Genomic DNA, 15,370 nt, shown 5'->3' with positions numbered 1-15,370 from the left:
TTATCGCGATGTTCACGTTTGCGGAGGTCGTGTAAGGGTTCCTGCGCTACTGGATCCGTTGTCTCCGATCACGGGGCCGAATTACGGTCCTCCCCCGGAGGGATACGTGACATCACCTCAGGACTGTTCACCTTTGTCCCGGTGAGCGGGGTGTGGAAGTCCTCCGAGGACTGATGAGCCGTCATGGTCCGCGTACTGAGCGGTACCGGTCAAAACCGCGTGATCGGTACTAGCATGTGCCGCCCACGGCTTGATGTCCGCGTGGTCCAGTCTCCACCCACACGAACGCGCCCATGAGGACCTGATTGATGTCAGCACACATATCCAGCCATCCCTACAAAGGCCCCTCGCTGACCCGGCAGGCTCTGATCGTTCCGTTGCTGGCAGCCGTCGTCGCCGGTGGTGCGGGGCTGTGGGTGACGGCCGAGGTGCCCCCCGCCGACCGCCCCGCGGTCGCCGTCTTCAGCGGGGCGGTCGCCGTCCTGCTGGCGGCGGCCCTGGTGGTCGCGGCCTTCCGGGCGCGGTCCATCAGCCACCTCCAGGACCGGATCACCACGCTGGAGCGGGAGGCCGCGGCGAAGGAGCTGGAAGCCTCCAGACTCGCTGACGAAACCATTCCCGCCGCGGTGAAGCGGCTGCGGGACGGGGGTTCGGCGGACACCGTGCTGACCCAGGTGACGCGTCCGGTCAGCGCCGCCCACCAGCGGCTGCTGCGGGTGCTGGTGCAGGAGATCGGCACCGGTGAGCGGATGCGCGCCTCCGCGATGGCCGCATGCGCCAACGCCGCGGGCCGGGTCCAGGCGCTGGCCACCACGATGCTCGCCGATCTGCGCGAGATGGAGAACCGGTACGACGAGAACGTCCTGGGCGACCTGCTGAAACTGGATCACACCACCGCCCAGGCGGGCCGGATCGCGGACTCCATCGCCGTGCTCACCGGTGCCCGCTCCGGCCGCCGCTGGACCAAGCCCATCGTGATGGAGTCCGTGCTGCGCGGCGCGATCGGCCGGATCAGCGCCTTCCAGCGGGTGCGGGTCCACTCGGCCAGCAACGCCGCGGTGGCCGGTTACGCCGCCGAGGGCGTCATGCACGCGCTCGCCGAGCTGATGGACAACGCCGCCAGCTTCTCACCTCCCACCGAGGAGGTGCATGTGTACGTCGAGGAGACGCACACCGGCGTGGTGGTCACCATCGAGGACGGCGGTCTGGTCATGAGCCAGGCCGCACTGGCCCGCGCCCAGAAGGCGGTGTCCTCCGAGGCGCTGGATCTGACGACGCTGTCGGGCACCCGGCTCGGGCTCGCGGTCGTCGGCTGTCTGGCCCGTAAGCACGATCTCACCGTCTCCTACCGGCCGTCCTCGCGTGGCGGCACCGGCGTCGTGGTGCTGATCCCGCAGCAGCTGATCACGCACATCAACCAGGACGCCGTACTCGAACCGCCTGCCCGCGCCCGCGCCGCGGAGGCGTCCCGGCAGGCGTCCGCCACCCCGTCCGCGCGGGTAGCCGAACGCGCCGACAGCGCCCCGGCCAAGGTCTCGGCGCCCGCGGAGTCCCCGGACCCAGCGGTGTCCCCGGCACCGGGACCCGGCACGCCGTCCCCCGCCGCCCAGCCCCCGCGGTCGGTCAACGGCCTGCCCAAGCGGCGCCGGGGCGAGACGCTGGCGGCGGCCTCCCGGCCCGTGCCCCCCGTCTCGCCGGAGGCCAACAAGGCGAAGACCAGCCGTCCGCGCCCGGAGGAGGCCGGAGCGCGTTTCGGCGCCTTCCGCCAGGCAACCCGTAAGGGCTCCGCCACCGGTGCGGCGCGTAACGCCGAGTCGGCGGCGTCCGCAGAGCACACCGGGCCCGCCGGGCCCGCCGAGTCCGCCGAGCCTGCTGAGAACGACCAGCCGTGACAGAAGGAACGCCGATGAACACCACAGACCGCAGCCTGGACTGGCTGCTGGAGAATCTCCTGGAGAAGACCCCGGGTTCACGGCACGCCCTGGTGCTGTCCCGGGACGGTCTCAAGCTGTGCCTCACCTCCGGGCTGTCCGTGGACCAGGCCGACCAGCTGTCGGCCATCGCGTCGGGCATCCAGAGCCTGGCCCACGGCGCGTCCATCGAGTTCGGCGACGGCAGCGGCGGGGTCCGGCAGTCGATGACCGAGTTCCACGGGGGGATTCTGTTCATCGTCGAGGCCGGCGAGGGCGCCCATCTGGCCGTTGTGGCCCATGACGACGCCGACGTCGGCGTGATCGGGCACAACATGAACGAGCTGGTCGAGCAGATCGGCGACCATCTGCGGGCCGCGCCGCGGGTGGCCGCGGGCGGCGCCGGGGCCAACGCATGATCCGAGGGGCGCTCGACAACGAGGACCCGGACCGGCTGTACACCATCACCAGTGGCCGAAGCCGCGCCGACGAGAGCGTCTTCGACATGGTCACGCTGATCGTCAGCGAATGCGAGCCGATGCCGGGCATGCAGTCCGAGCACGTCAAGATCCTCCGGATGTGCCGCAGTCCGCTGTCGGTCGTGGAGATCTCCTCGTATCTGGACCTGCCCGTCAGCGTCGTCAAGATCCTGCTGTGCGATCTGCTGGACACCGGCCGGATCACCGCGCGCCATCCGCATGCGGCCCGCCCCGGCGGGCGGCTGCCGGAGCCCGAAACCCTGAAGAAGGTGCTCGTTGCACTCCAGAACCTCTGACAGCGCCGTACGTGCCCCGCTGCGGGAGAGCGCGAGCGACGGCCTCAAGATCGTGATCGTGGGCGGGTTCGGCGTCGGCAAGACCACGATGGTCCAGTCGGTCAGCGAGATCCGCCCGCTCAGCACCGAGGAGACGATGACGCAGGCGGGCATCGGGATCGACGACGCCTCCTTCGTCCGGAGCAAGACCACCACCACGGTCGCCTTCGACTTCGGCCGGATCAGCCTCGACGAGCAGATGGTGCTCTATCTGTTCGGCGCCCCCGGCCAGGAGCGGTTCTGGTTCCTGTGGGACCGGCTGTTCTCCGGAACCCTGGGCGCGGTCGTGCTGGTGGACACCAACCGGCTGGCCGACTCCTGGTACGCGCTGGACCGTCTGGAGCACCACGGCACCCCGTTCATCGTGGCGCGCAACAACTTCAGCGAGCCGCAGCACACGTTGGAGGAGGTGCGGGAGGCCCTCGACCTGCCGCCCGAGGTCCCGGTGATCGACTGCGATGCCCGTAAGCGCGACTCCAGCAAGACCGTGCTGGTCACACTGGCACGCCATCTTTACTCCCTGTCCGCCACCTCCGCTGTGGAGAGCACCGCGTGACGACTCCCGACCCCGTCGAACCGTTCGCCCCACCTGCCCCGGCGGCCGCGCCCGCGCCCGCAACACCCGCCCCGGGATGCCCCTTTCACCCCGACGCGGTGCCCATGCACACCGAACACCTCCAGGACGATCCGGACGAGCTGTACCGGCGGCTCCGCCGGGATCACGGCCCCGTCGCACCCGTCCTGCTCGACGGCGACGTCCCCGCCTGGCTGGTCCTCGGTTACCGGGAGCTGTATCGCGTCACCTCCGACCCCAAGATGTTCGCCCGCGACTCGCGCCGCTGGAACGCCTGGGACCGCGTCCCGGCCGACTGGCCGCTGATCGCCTTCGTCGACCACCGCTCGACGATGCAGTTCACCGAGGGCGCCGAGCATCAGCGCCGTTCCGCGGCGATGTTCGAAGCGCTGTCCTCGGTGGACCAGTTCGAGCTGCGGGCGGGCTGTGAACAGGTCGCCGACGAACTGATCGACACCTTCGCGGGCAGTGGACGCGCCGATCTGGTGGCCGAGTACGCCGACCAGCTCCCGCTGCGTGTGGTGACCCGGCTCTACGGACTGGACGCGTCCGAATCGGCCGCCCTCCAGCGCGACATGCTCGACCTGACCAACGGCAGCGACGACGCCGCCGGCGCGCACCAGCGGATGTACGACCGGATCGCGGCGCTGGTGGCCAAGGCCCGCGTCAACCCGACACCCGGCATTCCCGAGCGGCTGGTCGCGCACCCCGTGGGCCTCACCGACCAGGAGATCATCAACGATCTGATCGGCACGGTGTACGCCAGCCACCAGCCCACCGCGCACTGGATCGGCAACGCGCTTCGGCTCATGCTCACCGACGAACGCTTCGCGGTCACCATGGCGGGTGGTCGCCGCAGCGTCGGCCAGGCGCTCAACGAGGTGCTGTGGGAGGACACTCCGGGCCCCAACGTCATCGGCCGCTGGACCGCCGAGGACACCGTGCTCGGCGGACAGCACATCAAGAAGGGCGACTGTCTGATCCTCGGGCTCGCCGGGGCCAACGCCGATCCCAACGTCCGCCCGGACTTCCGGGCCGGCGCGTCGGGCAACCAGGCCCATATGGCCTTCAGCCACGGTGAGTACGGCTGTCCGGAGCCCGCGCGCGACATGGCCGAGGTCATGGCCGCAACGGGGATCCAGGTGCTGCTCGACCGGCTTCCGGACGTGACGCTGACCGTGCCGCCGGAGAAGCTCCAGTGGCGCTCCTCCCTCATGATGCGCGGTGTGGCCGCCATCCCGGTCACCTTCACCCCGGCGCCGCTGGCCTGAGGTGCCCGTCGCGAGACGCCGGACAGCGGACGCCCCGGCCGCGAGGGCCGGGGCGCCGGGCTTTCGGATGCCGCTGCGGATGCGCGACGGATCGGCTACGACGGAGCGCGGGCGCCACGCGCCTTGAGCAGGTCGGCCATCAGCGCGATCTCCGACTGCTGCCCCTGGACCATCGTCCTGGCCAGCCGCTTCACGGTGGAGTCCGTGGCCAGCTCGACCGCGCCCCGGGCCATCGCTATACCGCCCTTGTGATGGGCGGTCATCAGCTTCAGATAGAGCACCTCGGCCTTCTTGCCCTTGGCCGAACGCAGCGTGTCCAGCTCGGTGTTGGTGGCCATGCCCGGCATCAGCGACCCGTCGTGCGGGGTGTACCGCCCGCCGTCGCCCATGCCTTCCATACCCTCCATCCCCTCGTGGTCCATCGAGCCATGGCCCTTGGAGCCGTGCTTCATCCACGTCATCGGGGGGTCCTCGGAGGTCGCGTCGAGCCCCCACAGATCCAGCCAGCCGAGCATCATTCCGCGCTGGTTGGCCTGGGTGTTGATGATGTCGTAGGCGAGCCTGCGCACCTCTTCGTCATCGGTGCGGTCGCGCACGATGAACGACATCTCCACCGCCTGCTGATGGTGGACGGCCATGTCCCGGGCGAACCCCGCCTCGGCGGAGGTGTCCGAGGGGGCGCCGGTGCCCGTGCTGCCCTCCGAGCGGTCTGTCATAACCCACAGCAGCCCCACCGCGACCAGGGTCACTACGGCGAGCGCGGCGGCGACTCCCGCCACCAGGGGCTGCCGCGAGGCACGGCCGAGCCCGGCCCGGACACCGGTCATGAAGGCTTCCCTCCGGTGCAGGCGGCGCCCGGCTCAGGGGTCTGGTCGCCCTGCACGAACTTCTTGAAGAACTCGGCCACCCGTGGATCCGACGCCCCGTCGATCGTCAGCTGATGGCCCCACGCGTTCAGCATGAGCGGGGACTTCTGGCCCGGGTAGGGGCTCATCAGCGAGTACTGGGTCTTCTCCACCCGTGCCTTGAGCGCCGCCACGTCCTTCGCCGGCGCCTTGTCGGTGTAGGTCACCCACACCGCGCCGTGCTCCAGCGAGTGCACCGCGTGCTCGTTCTCCAGCGGCTTGTTGTACACATCGCCGGAGCAGTTCTGCCAGACCTGGTTGTGGTCCCCGCCCACCGGCGGTGACATGGCGTACTTGACCTTGCCCCGGACGTGGGTCTGGGTCAGTCCCTTCCACGTGGTCATGCCCTTGAACGTGCCGCTGCGCACGGTCTGGGAGGTGACCTTGGTCTGCTTCTTCTCGTTCTTGTCCCCGGCGTCCACCAGGAAGTAGCCGCCGACGGCCAGACCGGCGACGATCACCGTGGAGGAGGTGATGGTCAGGATCCGGTAGCGCTTCTCGCGGGCCTTCTCCTTGCGGCGCAGTTCCTCTATCTTCGCGCGGCGCTCGGCGGCCGCGCCCTTCGTCTTCGAGCCCTTGGAACTCATGGCTGTTGTCTGTCCTCGCTGTTCGCGCACTGGATGGGGGGTGATCGCGGGTACCGGCCGCCGGTCTAGGTCCGCAGGACCTGGAGCTGATGGAGGCCGAGGGCGTGGACAGCGCGGTCGGGCGGTGCCCGGACAGAGTCCGCGGTCCGCGGTCCGCCGGGTGGCGGCACCTCGGTGCGCAAGGGCGGAGGAACGGGGGTGGGCACCAGCGCCTGGCCCGTGCCGTGGGAGCCCGCGACACAGTTGTCGCCGTCCCTCGGGTCCCGATCGGACGGCTGGTCCTGGTCCGCACGGACCGGCTGGTCGGCAAGGGCGAGCAGATCGGGCGCGGTCGTGGTGGCGTGGTGGGTGCACCCCGCCGACGGTGCGGTGTGGTGCGCGGCGGGGTGGATGCACGACGGCATCACCCAGAACACCGCGGCCAGCAGCAGAGCCGCGCGCCACAGCCCGAGGAGCGTGGTGTGGCGCACCACGCTCCTCGCTATGCCGCCGTCTGCCTCCCGCCGTTTTCCCATCGCGCCCAGATCGTAACCAGTGGGCATGCCGCGGCTGAATGGCCACACAGCCGGATCACGCCGGATCCGGCCGCATCAGGCCGATGCGATCCGCCGGGTCGCTCCGGGTCAGTCGTGCCGGGGAAGGCCGGACAGCTCGTGGTCCGCGTGGCTGAGGGCCTCGGCGACCAGCCGGGCGAGATGTCCGTCCTGAAGGGCGTAGACCACCCGGCGGCCGTCCTTGCGGGAGCTGACAAGACCGGCCAGCCGCAGCTTGGCGAGGTGCTGGCTGACGGCCGGGCGGGCGGCGCCGCAGGCGGCGGTCAGAGCGGTGACATCGGCCTCACCCGCGGTGAGCGTGTGCAGCAGCGCCAGCCGGGTGCGGTCGGCGAGCAGGCCGAGGACACGGGCCGCGGCGTCGAACTGTGCGGCGCTCGGTGCTCGCTGGTGCGCATGGTGTGCAGCTGATAGGTGCATGCGTGCGCTCATACGCACATAATGGCCTTGCAGGGGAGCCCGTGTCCAGCGCATCGGGCCGGCCAGTGAACGGAAGGGGAACGTCGTGGACGACCGGCACGGACACCACGCACACCACGGACATCACGAACGGCACGGACAGCACGGACAGAACGGACAGAGCGGGGACCACGGGGGCCACCACCACCCGCACAGCGGCAGCGGCCGGTGGGCCCGGCTGCGCCACCGGGCCGGGCATCTGCTGCGGCCCCACTCGCACGACTCCGCCGACCGCACCGACCACGCCCTGGAGTCCTCCGCGCAGGGCATGCGCGCCCTGTGGCTCTCCCTCGTGGTGCTCGGCGCCACGGCCCTGGCCCAGGCCGTGGTAGTGGCGATGTCCGGATCGGTCGCGCTGCTCGGTGACACCGTGCACAACGCGGCGGACGCCCTGACCGCGCTGCCGCTCGCCGTCGCCTTCGTGCTCGGCCGCCGCGCCTCCACCCGCCGCTTCACCTACGGCTACGGACGCGCCGAGGACCTGGCCGGGATCGCGATCGTGCTCACCATCGCGGCCTCTGCCGCGTTCGCCGCCTGGACCGCCGTCGACCGGCTGCTGCACCCACGGGAGATCAGCCATCTGCCCGCCGTGGCCGTGGCCGCCGTCATCGGCTGCGTCGGCAATGAATGGGTGGCCCGCTACCGCATCCGCGTCGGCCGGGAGATCGGTTCGGCCGCACTGATCGCCGACGGTCTGCACGCCCGTACCGACGGCTTCACCTCGCTCGCCGTCCTGGTGGGCGCGGGCGGCGCGGCCCTCGGCTGGCGGTCGGCCGACCCGCTGGTGGGGCTGGCCATCACCGCCGCCATCCTGCTGGTGCTGCGCGACGCCGCCCGCGAGGTGTTCCGCCGGGTGATGGACGCCGTGGACCCGGAGCTGGTCGACGCGGCCGAGCGCGCGGTGACGGCCGTCCCCGGCGTGCGGGGCGTGGGTGAGCTGCGGCTGCGCTGGATCGGCCACCGGCTGCGGGCTGAGGTCGCGGTGGTGGTCGACGGGGGCCTGAGCGTACGGGGTGCCCACCGGGTGGCCGTCGAGGCCGAACACGCCCTGCTGCACGCGGTGCCACGGCTCACCGCCGCCCTGATCCACGCCGATCCGGCACCGGTGCCCGGCGCCCCCGATCCGCACGCCCCGCTCGCCCACCACGCCGCCCCGGACACCGCTCGGGCGGTGTGAACCCGATCCCCGGCCCGTACCATCGCAGGCCGGAGGTGGTGCGGATGGAGACCACGGGCGGCGGACGGGTGCTGGTGACCGACGACGACGCGGCCATCAGGCGTTCCCTGGAGCGCGGACTGCGGCTCAACGACTTCTCCGTGTCCCTCGCCGACGGCGGCCGGGCCGCCCTCGCCGCGGTGCGCGACCACACCCCCGATGTGGTGGTCCTGGACATCTCCATGCCGGATCTGAGCGGAATCGAGGTGTGCCGGGCGCTGCGCGGGGACGGCAGCGACATCCCCGTACTGATGCTCTCCGCCCTCGACGAGGTGTCCGACCGGGTCGCCGGCCTCCAGGCCGGGGGCGACGACTACCTCGTCAAACCCTTCGCCCTCCAGGAGCTGGTGCTGCGGCTGCACGCCCTGCTGCGGCGCCGCCCGCCCGCGCCCACCGACCGGGTGCGCGTCGGCCCGCTGGAGATCGCCCCCGAGGCGCGCGAGGCACGGCTGGACGGGGCGCCGCTGCGGCTCACCCGGCGCGAGTTCGAACTGCTGGAGGTGCTCGCCCGCAACACCGGGATCGTGCTCACCCGCGACCAGCTGCTGGACCGGGTCTGGGGCTACGACTTCGACGTGCGCACCGACGCCGTGGACACCTTCGTCAGCTATCTGCGCCGCAAACTGGAGGCCGACGGACGGCCCCGCATGCTGCACACCGTGCGCGGAGTGGGCTTTGTGCTGCGTGCGCCCGACGGCCCCGGCGGGCGTACGTCATGAGGCTGGCCACCCGGATCGCGCTCGCCGTGGGCGTCGCCGTCCCCGTCCTCGTCCTCGCCTCCGGCTGGGTGCTGCTGCGGCTGGTCACGTCCGATCTGCACCATGAACAGGACGCCCGGCTGCGGCGCGGGGCCAACGCCGTGGCCCCCGACGCGCGGGCGCTGCTGCGCGCCACCGCGTCCGGCCGTCCCCAGGCCCAGCAGAACCGTGAACGGCAGCTCCTGGGCTCGGCGCTGGACATGGGCATCCGGCTGGGCGGTCCCCAGGGAACCGTCGCCGCGGGTCCCCAGCCGAAGGACTCCGTGGAGCTGCCGGAGGTGACCGGACGGCCCGTCACGGTGCGTGCGGACGACGCGAGCTGGCGGGCGCTGTCCCTCCGGGTGACGGTCGGACCGCGCAAGGGCGGACCCGCGGCGCGGGGCACCCTGTGGCTGTTCTCCCCGAACGCCACCAGCGAGGCCGAACTCTCCCTCGTACGGCGCCGCGTGGTGACCGTGGCGCTGCTGGCCGCACCGCTCGCCGGGGCGCTGGCCTGGGCCGCCGCCTCGGGCACGGTCCGGCCGCTGCGCCGCCTCCAGCGCCGTACCAGTGGGCTCGATCCGCGCACCAGCCCGGCCCGGCTGGAGCACCGGCGCACCGGGATCGCCGAGGTCGACGATCTGGAGGCCACCCTGCGGACCGTGCTGGACCGCTACGACCAGCAGGCCGCCCGCACCGCGGAGGCGCTGGAGACCGCGCGCTCCTTCGCGGCGGCCGCCTCGCACGAACTGCGCACCCCGCTGATGAGCATGCGCACCAACCTCGACATCCTCGCCGAGTACCCCGTACTGCCCGCCGCCGACCGCACCGAGGTGCTGGCCGACCTCGGCCATGAGCACGAGCGGCTGCTGCGGCTGCTGGTGAGGCTCCGGGCGCTGGCCCACGGCGATCTGGTGGAGGCGGACGCCTTCGAACCCGTCGACCTCGCCGAGGTGGTGGAGGCGTCGGCGGCCGATCTGCGCCGCCGCCACCCCGAGGCCGAGGTGCGGGTGAACGCCGTTCCGGGGCTGTGGGCGCACGGCTGGGAACAGGGGCTGCGCTCGGTGGTGGACAACCTGCTCACCAACGCGCTGACGCACGGCACCGCCGACGGCCAACCGGCCAGGATCGAGGTGGCGTTGGGGCCGGGGCGGACGCCGGAGGGACCGGTCGCGGTGCTGACGGTCGACGACCGGGGGCCCGGCATACCACCCGACCGCCGCGAGGAGGTCTTCCAGCGGTTCCACCGCCGCCCGGACAGCCCCGGCTCGGGACTCGGCCTCACCCTGATCGCCCAGCAGATCGCGCTGCACCGCGGCACGGTCGCGGTGGCGGACCGGCCCGACGGGCTGTCGGGGGCCCGGATCGGGATCCGGCTGCCGCTGCCGGCCGACGGATCCGGGGCGGCCACCGGGGCGGGGGAGGCCACGCTGCCGCTGCTGCGCCGGGACTGGTACTCCGGGCCCGGCCCGCACTCGGGGGCCGGTCCACAGGAATTCCACAAAGAGCGTCCCTAGCGTCCCGTTCCGACAGGCAGGTAAGGCCTACGGAAGGACGACACCATGCACCGCGGAAAGAGCGCGGCTGTGGCCCTCGCGGCCACCGCCGCCCTGATCGGCACGGCGGGTCTCGCCCAGGCGGACAGCAGCGCCCCGGCGTCGAGCCCGGCGGCCACCCCGAGCCCGGCGGCCACCCCAGGCGCGGACGGCAAGGGCGGCAAGGTGACCGGGGACGGCGCCGAGACTTTGTGCAAGCGCGCCCCGAAGATAGACAAGCGGCTGGCACGGGCCCTGAAGCGGCTGCGCGGTCCGGAGACCCAACGCGGCTCGATCGCCCGCGTCAAGAAGCGGATCGAGTACGCGAAGAAGGAGGGCCACACCGAGATCGCCACCTTCCTCAACGACCGGCTGAAGTTCCGCAACGCCCTCCTCCCCACGCTGGAGAAGCGGCAGAAGGACCTGGTCAAGGTCAAGACGTGGTGCACCGCGCACAGCAACGGGTCCACCGCGTGACCCGCCGTACGGCAGGGGCGGCCGCCGCCGCGGCGGTGCTCTGCGCCGCGCTGGTCACCGGCTGCGGTGGTGGCGGCTCGGACGACTCCGGGACGTCGTCGGGCAGCACCCCGTCGGCCACCACTCCGACACCGTCGTCCTCCGAACTCCCCGAGCTGAACCGGCTGGTGGACGACGCCGAGTCGGCCGCGAGCGCGGCGGAGTCCGACGCCGACAAGAACGGATGACGGCGGACGCGGGCGGGCCGCCGGTCCGCCCGCGCCCGCCCGTTCGCCCACCGCCCCTTCCCGCTCGGCCGTTCACACCTTGCTGACCGGGGCGATCAGCCCCGCGACGGAACCGGACGGCACCGGATTGGCCTGGGCGCTCACCAGATCGCCGCGCTCCAGGAACCCGGTACCGCTGACGTCCACGTGGACCCGCAGCCCGTAGGCGTCCCCCGGGACCAGTTCACCGGGCACCTTGACGCTGAACGGGACATGGCCCCCCGGGCTCAGCGGCACATCGGTGAGCACCTGCGCGCCCACCACCGACGAGGGCATGTCCGCGCGGGACACATTGCGGACCTCCACCACCACCCGGGCCGCCAGCCCCGCCGGGGCGTCGGCGGGCAGGGACACGATGCCGCTCAGGACGCTGCTCATGCCGGGCCGCCGCTCATCGCTCACCTCACCGTGGGGGAAGGAGGGCTTCTTCCGCATTCCGCCACAGGTTCGCCCCGGGCCGGAGGTCTGGTACGCCCATCCGGGTGGCTCACTGCCCAGGGACGGCCCTGTGCCGATGTTTCCGGGCCGGATGCGTCGGCTCAGCTTGAGCAGGGGCTGCCGTCCAGGGAGAGGCTCCCGGGTGCTCCGGCCCCGCCCTCCGTGTCGGCGGTGAAGCCGAAGGAGATCGTGCCGCCCGCCTTCACCCGCCCGTTGTAGCCCTTCGGGGTCACGGTCACCTCGTCGCCGTGCTGGCTGACTTTACCGTCCCAGAGATGGTTGATCTCCTGGGAGCCGGAGAACGTCCAGCTGACCCGCCAGGTGTCCAACGCCTTGTGGGAGGTGACGTTGACCTCGGCCTCGAAGCCACCGGGCCAGGAGTGGACCACCTCGAACTCCGCCGTGCAGGACGGACGGGCGGCAGGCTCCGGCAGATCCTTGGGCTGGTGGCCCGAGTTGGATCCGCTCCTGTTCCCGGGCGACGACGGAGGGTCCGGCTTCTTGTGGTCCTCGTCCTTCCCGTCCTTGTCCTTGCCGTCCTTCCCGTCCTTGCTGTCCTCGGACGGCTCGGGGGTGGCGGACCGGTCCGTGCCGTCCGGCACCGTGCCCGGGGGCACCCCCTGCGGCAGGGAGGCGGCCGGTTCCCGCGGTGCCGCGCCGCCCCGGTCGTGAGAGGTACCCGTACTGGTCAGCGCCACCACCCCGGCGAGCAGCACCACGGCGGTCACCGACAGCGTCACCGTGGTCCGGGCCCGTCTGCGGGCGGCGCGAGCGCTGTGGGCGCCGCCCCCGCGGCGGGGCCTTCTGAGCCACGGTATGTCGAACCGGTCCAGCAGCCGTTGCCAGCAACGCGGCCTGACGGCGTTCGGGGTCGCCGCCTCGCGGGTGTGCTGGGCGGCGGGAGCCTGGGCGGCGACCATGCGGCGCCGTTCGAGATACGGGTATCCGCCCCAGCCGAGCACCCCGCTTGCCAGCGCGCCGGGCAGTCCGCCGCCGTCCAGGTAGAGACAGGCGGACGCCTCCCGGCACCGTACGCACCACGCCAAGTGGTCCCACAGATCGTTGGGCGAGGGGGCGTCGGGCGAACGGGTTGCCGCCTCAAGCAACTTGGCGTAAGCGGCGCACTCCGCGTCGGTCAGGGACTCCACATGGTTGCGGCGGCAGCGCTCCCGGTAGGCGTGGCGGACCCGGTCGATCTCCTCGGCCGCGGTCAGGGTGTCGCAGCCCAGTTCCCGGGCGATCGCCTCCACGGACAGCGACTCCACCTCGACCGACCACAGCAACGCGCCGTCCGCCTCCGGCAGATCCCGCAGCCCGCGCAGCGCGAGCGGCTGCTCCTGGCGCGGAACGGCGTAACGCGCGGCCTGGTCCGAGCCCAGCCAGCTCCGCAGATCGGGGTTGAGCCGGTCGCCGTGGCGGTGGACGTGCCAGTCGGCCGCGGTCTTCCGTACGGCGGCCAGCAGCAGCGGCAGCCAGGGCAGGCGCCGCCAGCCGCGGGTACGCAGGCTGCGGGTCTGCCGGATACCGCGCCGGAACGCCTCGGTGGCCAGCCGCATACCGCTGTCGGGGCTGGTGGTGCACAGTTCCGCGTAGTCGGCGACCGCGTCCCAGTAGGCATCGAGCAGGGCGGTCGCGGATATCTCGCCATCGGGTCTCTCGGAGGGAGGGACGGTGTGACCGAGCGGCACGTTCACATCGTCCAGGAGAGATGAGTGGTGGGGCATGGAAGGGGATTCCTCACTCATGAACAGCAACGCCCCCGCCGGGGGGAAACCCTCTCACATCAGGGCTGGGGGAGGGCGGGCAGCCGACAGCGCCGTACTGCCTAGGAATTGGAGATTCCTCTTGTGTGGTCGCGACGAGCCTTTCACGGGTGTGAGCGGCTGACAAGAAGATCGAGGAGTCCCCATGGGGCGAAGTCGCCCTAACTGACGGGCGATTTGAGTCGAGGTTAACTCCGGCCGATCGGGACCGAAAACCGTTCCTAGATGCTGAGCGGAAGTGAGTCCTGATGCCAGAACTCGTGCTCAGTCGTGTGCTGCGAACGGTTGTGGGCACACTGGTCCCCCGCTTTCGCTCCGCATCCGGCGTCGACGGATCGTGTTCGTGGTCCGGGAATGCGGGGGCGGGTTTCCTCACGCCTCGGGGTACTCGATGTGGCCTGGACGGTCCGATGCCCCGCATGATCGCTCTGGTCGTGCGGGGGCGGTGCCGTCCGTCGCCGGATCGGGTGCCCCAGGGCGCGCCTGCCGATCGCCACCGCTGCCGCGTGATGGCGAGTGGTCTTTCTCTTCTTGCTGGTGAGGGGCTTTTGCCAGTGCTGGGCGCCCCAGCGGCTGGTGTAGGCGGGATCGACGGCAACGATGGTGATGCCGAGTTCGGCGGCCATCGATACCAGTCGTGCCCGCAGCTTGGAGGTGGGCATGCCGGAGATCAGCTTGCGGAACCGCTTCCTGCGCCCGTGCTTCTCCCGGGTGGTGTCCGCTTGGAAGTCCAGGTCCTCGATCGCGATGGCCGCACCGTGGCGTTCGGTCCAGTGCAGGAGGCGGATGATCGCATGCCGTACCTGCGCGTCCCGGTGCGCTGCGCTGCCGGACAGGTCGTAATCGAACCTGCGGGGCTCGCCGACCGGGTTGCCGTGGGCGTCCAGGCGCCAGGCGGCCAGGTGGTCGGCGTTGGTGTCCACCCCGATCAGCCCGCCGGACCGGACCGCCTCCCACGGCATCGTTCTCACCGGTGGGATCTGCCAGGAGGCGGTCAGGTACCAGCGGCCACGCTGCACATCGAGGTGGATGCGGTACGCCACGGCGCGGTTGGCCGCGATACGGTCAGCCCACTGCTGGCCCCGGTGCCGGAAGCCGACCCGGCAGGCCAGCACATACCGGCCGTGGGGGCTGTTCGCCAGCCGGGCCAGCGGCGCGGGAAGCCTGATGCTCACCTCACCGCCGGGGCTGACCCGGATCGTCTCGTTCCCCTAGCGTTTCCCGGACTCGCCGTCGGCCTGGAGGAACCAGCGCTCAGCCTCCCATCGCAGCCGCCACTCGGTCTCGGTCAGCCGGGCTGCTTGGAGGTTGTGCCGGTTGCACAGCAGCTTCTTGCCACCGCGCACCACACGCACGCGTCCGCTCGCACGATCGGCCCGCTCTCCCCTCAGCCGGTCTTGGAGCACATGCAGGCGCCGGGACTTGGCGAACCACTCCTGCCGGGAACGGTAACCACCCGGCAAGCCCCGCGCTCCCTTCGCCCCGACCGGCAGCGACAGCCGACGAGCGATCGTACGAACACCGGCCTCAAGGGACTGGATATACGCGAGCTGACCACGCCGGGCCAACGCCCACTGATCATGCGTGGCCTTGGTAAGGCTGCCCGCCCAACGTGAGGAGGACTGACCGGTCAACGCCCGCTTCCGCTGCGCCCACCGGTCACTGTCGTGGTCCAGCCCAGCCGCGCAGCGGGCCTTCCAGTCCCGGGAAGCCAGAGAGCCCAGCCAGCCACCGACCAGGCGCAGGACCATCTCGTCCTGACCGGTCAGGCCCTTGAGACCGGCGCGGATGGCCACCCCGGCCGGGCCGGGCGCCACGAACGGCGCCGCCATCTCCCGCAGCCCGCCCATCCCCCACCCCTACGCGA

The 15,370-nt window shown here is 71.7% G+C and carries 16 protein-coding genes and 1 pseudogene; 10 read left to right on the top strand and 7 right to left on the bottom strand.

The window, feature by feature from the left end:
- Positions 1 to 308: 308 nt before the first annotated feature.
- The 5 genes from AC4BEG_RS16350 to AC4BEG_RS16330 are packed head-to-tail and all read left to right on the top strand — an operon-like array spanning position 309 to position 4,569.
- Positions 309 to 1,892, top strand: coding sequence for an ATP-binding protein (locus AC4BEG_RS16350; protein ID WP_490706602.1), 1,584 nt, complete (start codon positions 309 to 311; stop codon positions 1,890 to 1,892).
- Positions 1,893 to 1,906: 14 nt separating this feature from the next.
- Positions 1,907 to 2,329 (top strand): roadblock/LC7 domain-containing protein, encoded by a 423-nt coding sequence (locus AC4BEG_RS16345; protein WP_490706601.1) that lies wholly within the window; start codon positions 1,907 to 1,909, stop codon positions 2,327 to 2,329.
- Positions 2,326 to 2,685, top strand: coding sequence for a DUF742 domain-containing protein (locus AC4BEG_RS16340; protein ID WP_490706600.1), 360 nt, complete (start codon positions 2,326 to 2,328; stop codon positions 2,683 to 2,685). Before AC4BEG_RS16345 ends, AC4BEG_RS16340 begins: the two co-directional genes overlap by 4 nt.
- Entirely contained in the window at positions 2,666 to 3,280 is a 615-nt protein-coding gene (locus tag AC4BEG_RS16335) for a GTP-binding protein (protein ID WP_490706599.1), read from the top strand. Before AC4BEG_RS16340 ends, AC4BEG_RS16335 begins: the two co-directional genes overlap by 20 nt.
- Positions 3,277 to 4,569, top strand: coding sequence for a cytochrome P450 (locus tag AC4BEG_RS16330; protein WP_490706598.1), 1,293 nt, complete (start codon positions 3,277 to 3,279; stop codon positions 4,567 to 4,569). The genes AC4BEG_RS16335 and AC4BEG_RS16330 overlap by 4 nt, the downstream gene beginning before the upstream one ends.
- 95 nt (positions 4,570 to 4,664) lie before the next feature.
- Here the strand turns inward: AC4BEG_RS16330 and AC4BEG_RS16325 are convergent, their stop codons facing one another.
- From AC4BEG_RS16325 to AC4BEG_RS16310, 4 genes are all read right to left on the bottom strand, one after another.
- Entirely contained in the window at positions 4,665 to 5,396 is a 732-nt protein-coding gene (locus AC4BEG_RS16325; protein ID WP_490706597.1) for a DUF305 domain-containing protein, read from the bottom strand.
- Positions 5,393 to 6,061 carry a thioredoxin-like domain-containing protein gene (locus tag AC4BEG_RS16320; RefSeq protein WP_490706596.1) on the bottom strand — a complete coding sequence of 223 codons (669 nt, stop codon included), beginning with the start codon at positions 6,059 to 6,061 and terminating at the stop codon, positions 5,393 to 5,395. Before AC4BEG_RS16320 ends, AC4BEG_RS16325 begins: the two co-directional genes overlap by 4 nt.
- 65 nt (positions 6,062 to 6,126) lie before the next feature.
- Entirely contained in the window at positions 6,127 to 6,603 is a 477-nt protein-coding gene (locus AC4BEG_RS16315) for a hypothetical protein (RefSeq protein WP_490706595.1), read from the bottom strand.
- Positions 6,604 to 6,684: 81 nt separating this feature from the next.
- On the bottom strand, positions 6,685 to 7,044 hold the full coding sequence (locus tag AC4BEG_RS16310; RefSeq protein ID WP_201871989.1) for an ArsR/SmtB family transcription factor: 360 nt from the start codon (positions 7,042 to 7,044) through the stop codon (positions 6,685 to 6,687).
- Between the two features lie 73 nt (positions 7,045 to 7,117).
- On the opposite strand from AC4BEG_RS16310, the gene AC4BEG_RS16305 reads away from it, so the two are divergent.
- From AC4BEG_RS16305 to AC4BEG_RS16285, 5 genes are read left to right on the top strand one after another with little or no spacing between them, the layout of a single operon-like run.
- The gene (locus AC4BEG_RS16305) at positions 7,118 to 8,248 is read left to right on the top strand and encodes a cation diffusion facilitator family transporter (protein ID WP_490706594.1); all 1,131 of its coding nucleotides are present in this window, start codon (positions 7,118 to 7,120) and stop codon (positions 8,246 to 8,248) included.
- A gap of 44 nt (positions 8,249 to 8,292) precedes the next feature.
- Positions 8,293 to 9,006 carry a response regulator transcription factor gene (locus tag AC4BEG_RS16300; protein ID WP_490706593.1) on the top strand — a complete coding sequence of 238 codons (714 nt, stop codon included), beginning with the start codon at positions 8,293 to 8,295 and terminating at the stop codon, positions 9,004 to 9,006.
- On the top strand, positions 9,003 to 10,541 hold the full coding sequence (locus AC4BEG_RS16295; protein ID WP_490706592.1) for an ATP-binding protein: 1,539 nt from the start codon (positions 9,003 to 9,005) through the stop codon (positions 10,539 to 10,541). The genes AC4BEG_RS16300 and AC4BEG_RS16295 overlap by 4 nt, the downstream gene beginning before the upstream one ends.
- A 45-nt stretch (positions 10,542 to 10,586) precedes the next feature.
- The gene (locus tag AC4BEG_RS16290; protein ID WP_490706591.1) at positions 10,587 to 11,036 is read left to right on the top strand and encodes a hypothetical protein; all 450 of its coding nucleotides are present in this window, start codon (positions 10,587 to 10,589) and stop codon (positions 11,034 to 11,036) included.
- Positions 11,033 to 11,263: a hypothetical protein gene (locus AC4BEG_RS16285; RefSeq protein ID WP_490706590.1), complete on the top strand. Its 231-nt coding sequence runs from the start codon at positions 11,033 to 11,035 to the stop codon at positions 11,261 to 11,263. The genes AC4BEG_RS16290 and AC4BEG_RS16285 overlap by 4 nt, the downstream gene beginning before the upstream one ends.
- A gap of 72 nt (positions 11,264 to 11,335) precedes the next feature.
- On the opposite strand, the gene AC4BEG_RS16280 is transcribed toward AC4BEG_RS16285, so the two are convergent.
- The 3 genes and pseudogenes from AC4BEG_RS16280 to AC4BEG_RS16270 form a co-directional block, all read right to left on the bottom strand.
- Positions 11,336 to 11,737, bottom strand: coding sequence for a hypothetical protein (locus tag AC4BEG_RS16280; protein WP_490706589.1), 402 nt, complete (start codon positions 11,735 to 11,737; stop codon positions 11,336 to 11,338).
- A gap of 104 nt (positions 11,738 to 11,841) precedes the next feature.
- Complete coding sequence (locus AC4BEG_RS16275; protein WP_490706588.1) at positions 11,842 to 13,464, bottom strand: cellulose binding domain-containing protein; 1,623 nt, start codon at positions 13,462 to 13,464, stop codon at positions 11,842 to 11,844.
- A 260-nt stretch (positions 13,465 to 13,724) separates the two neighbouring features.
- Positions 13,725 to 15,353: pseudogene (locus AC4BEG_RS16270) on the bottom strand (nuclease/transposase family protein).
- Between the last annotated feature and the right edge of the window lie 17 nt (positions 15,354 to 15,370).

The sequence above is a fragment of the Streptomyces sp. JLBJ103 genome (genome assembly GCF_058215575.1).
The sequence above is the reverse complement of the archived record's forward strand: the minus strand, read 5'-3'. Positions and strand labels throughout refer to the sequence as shown.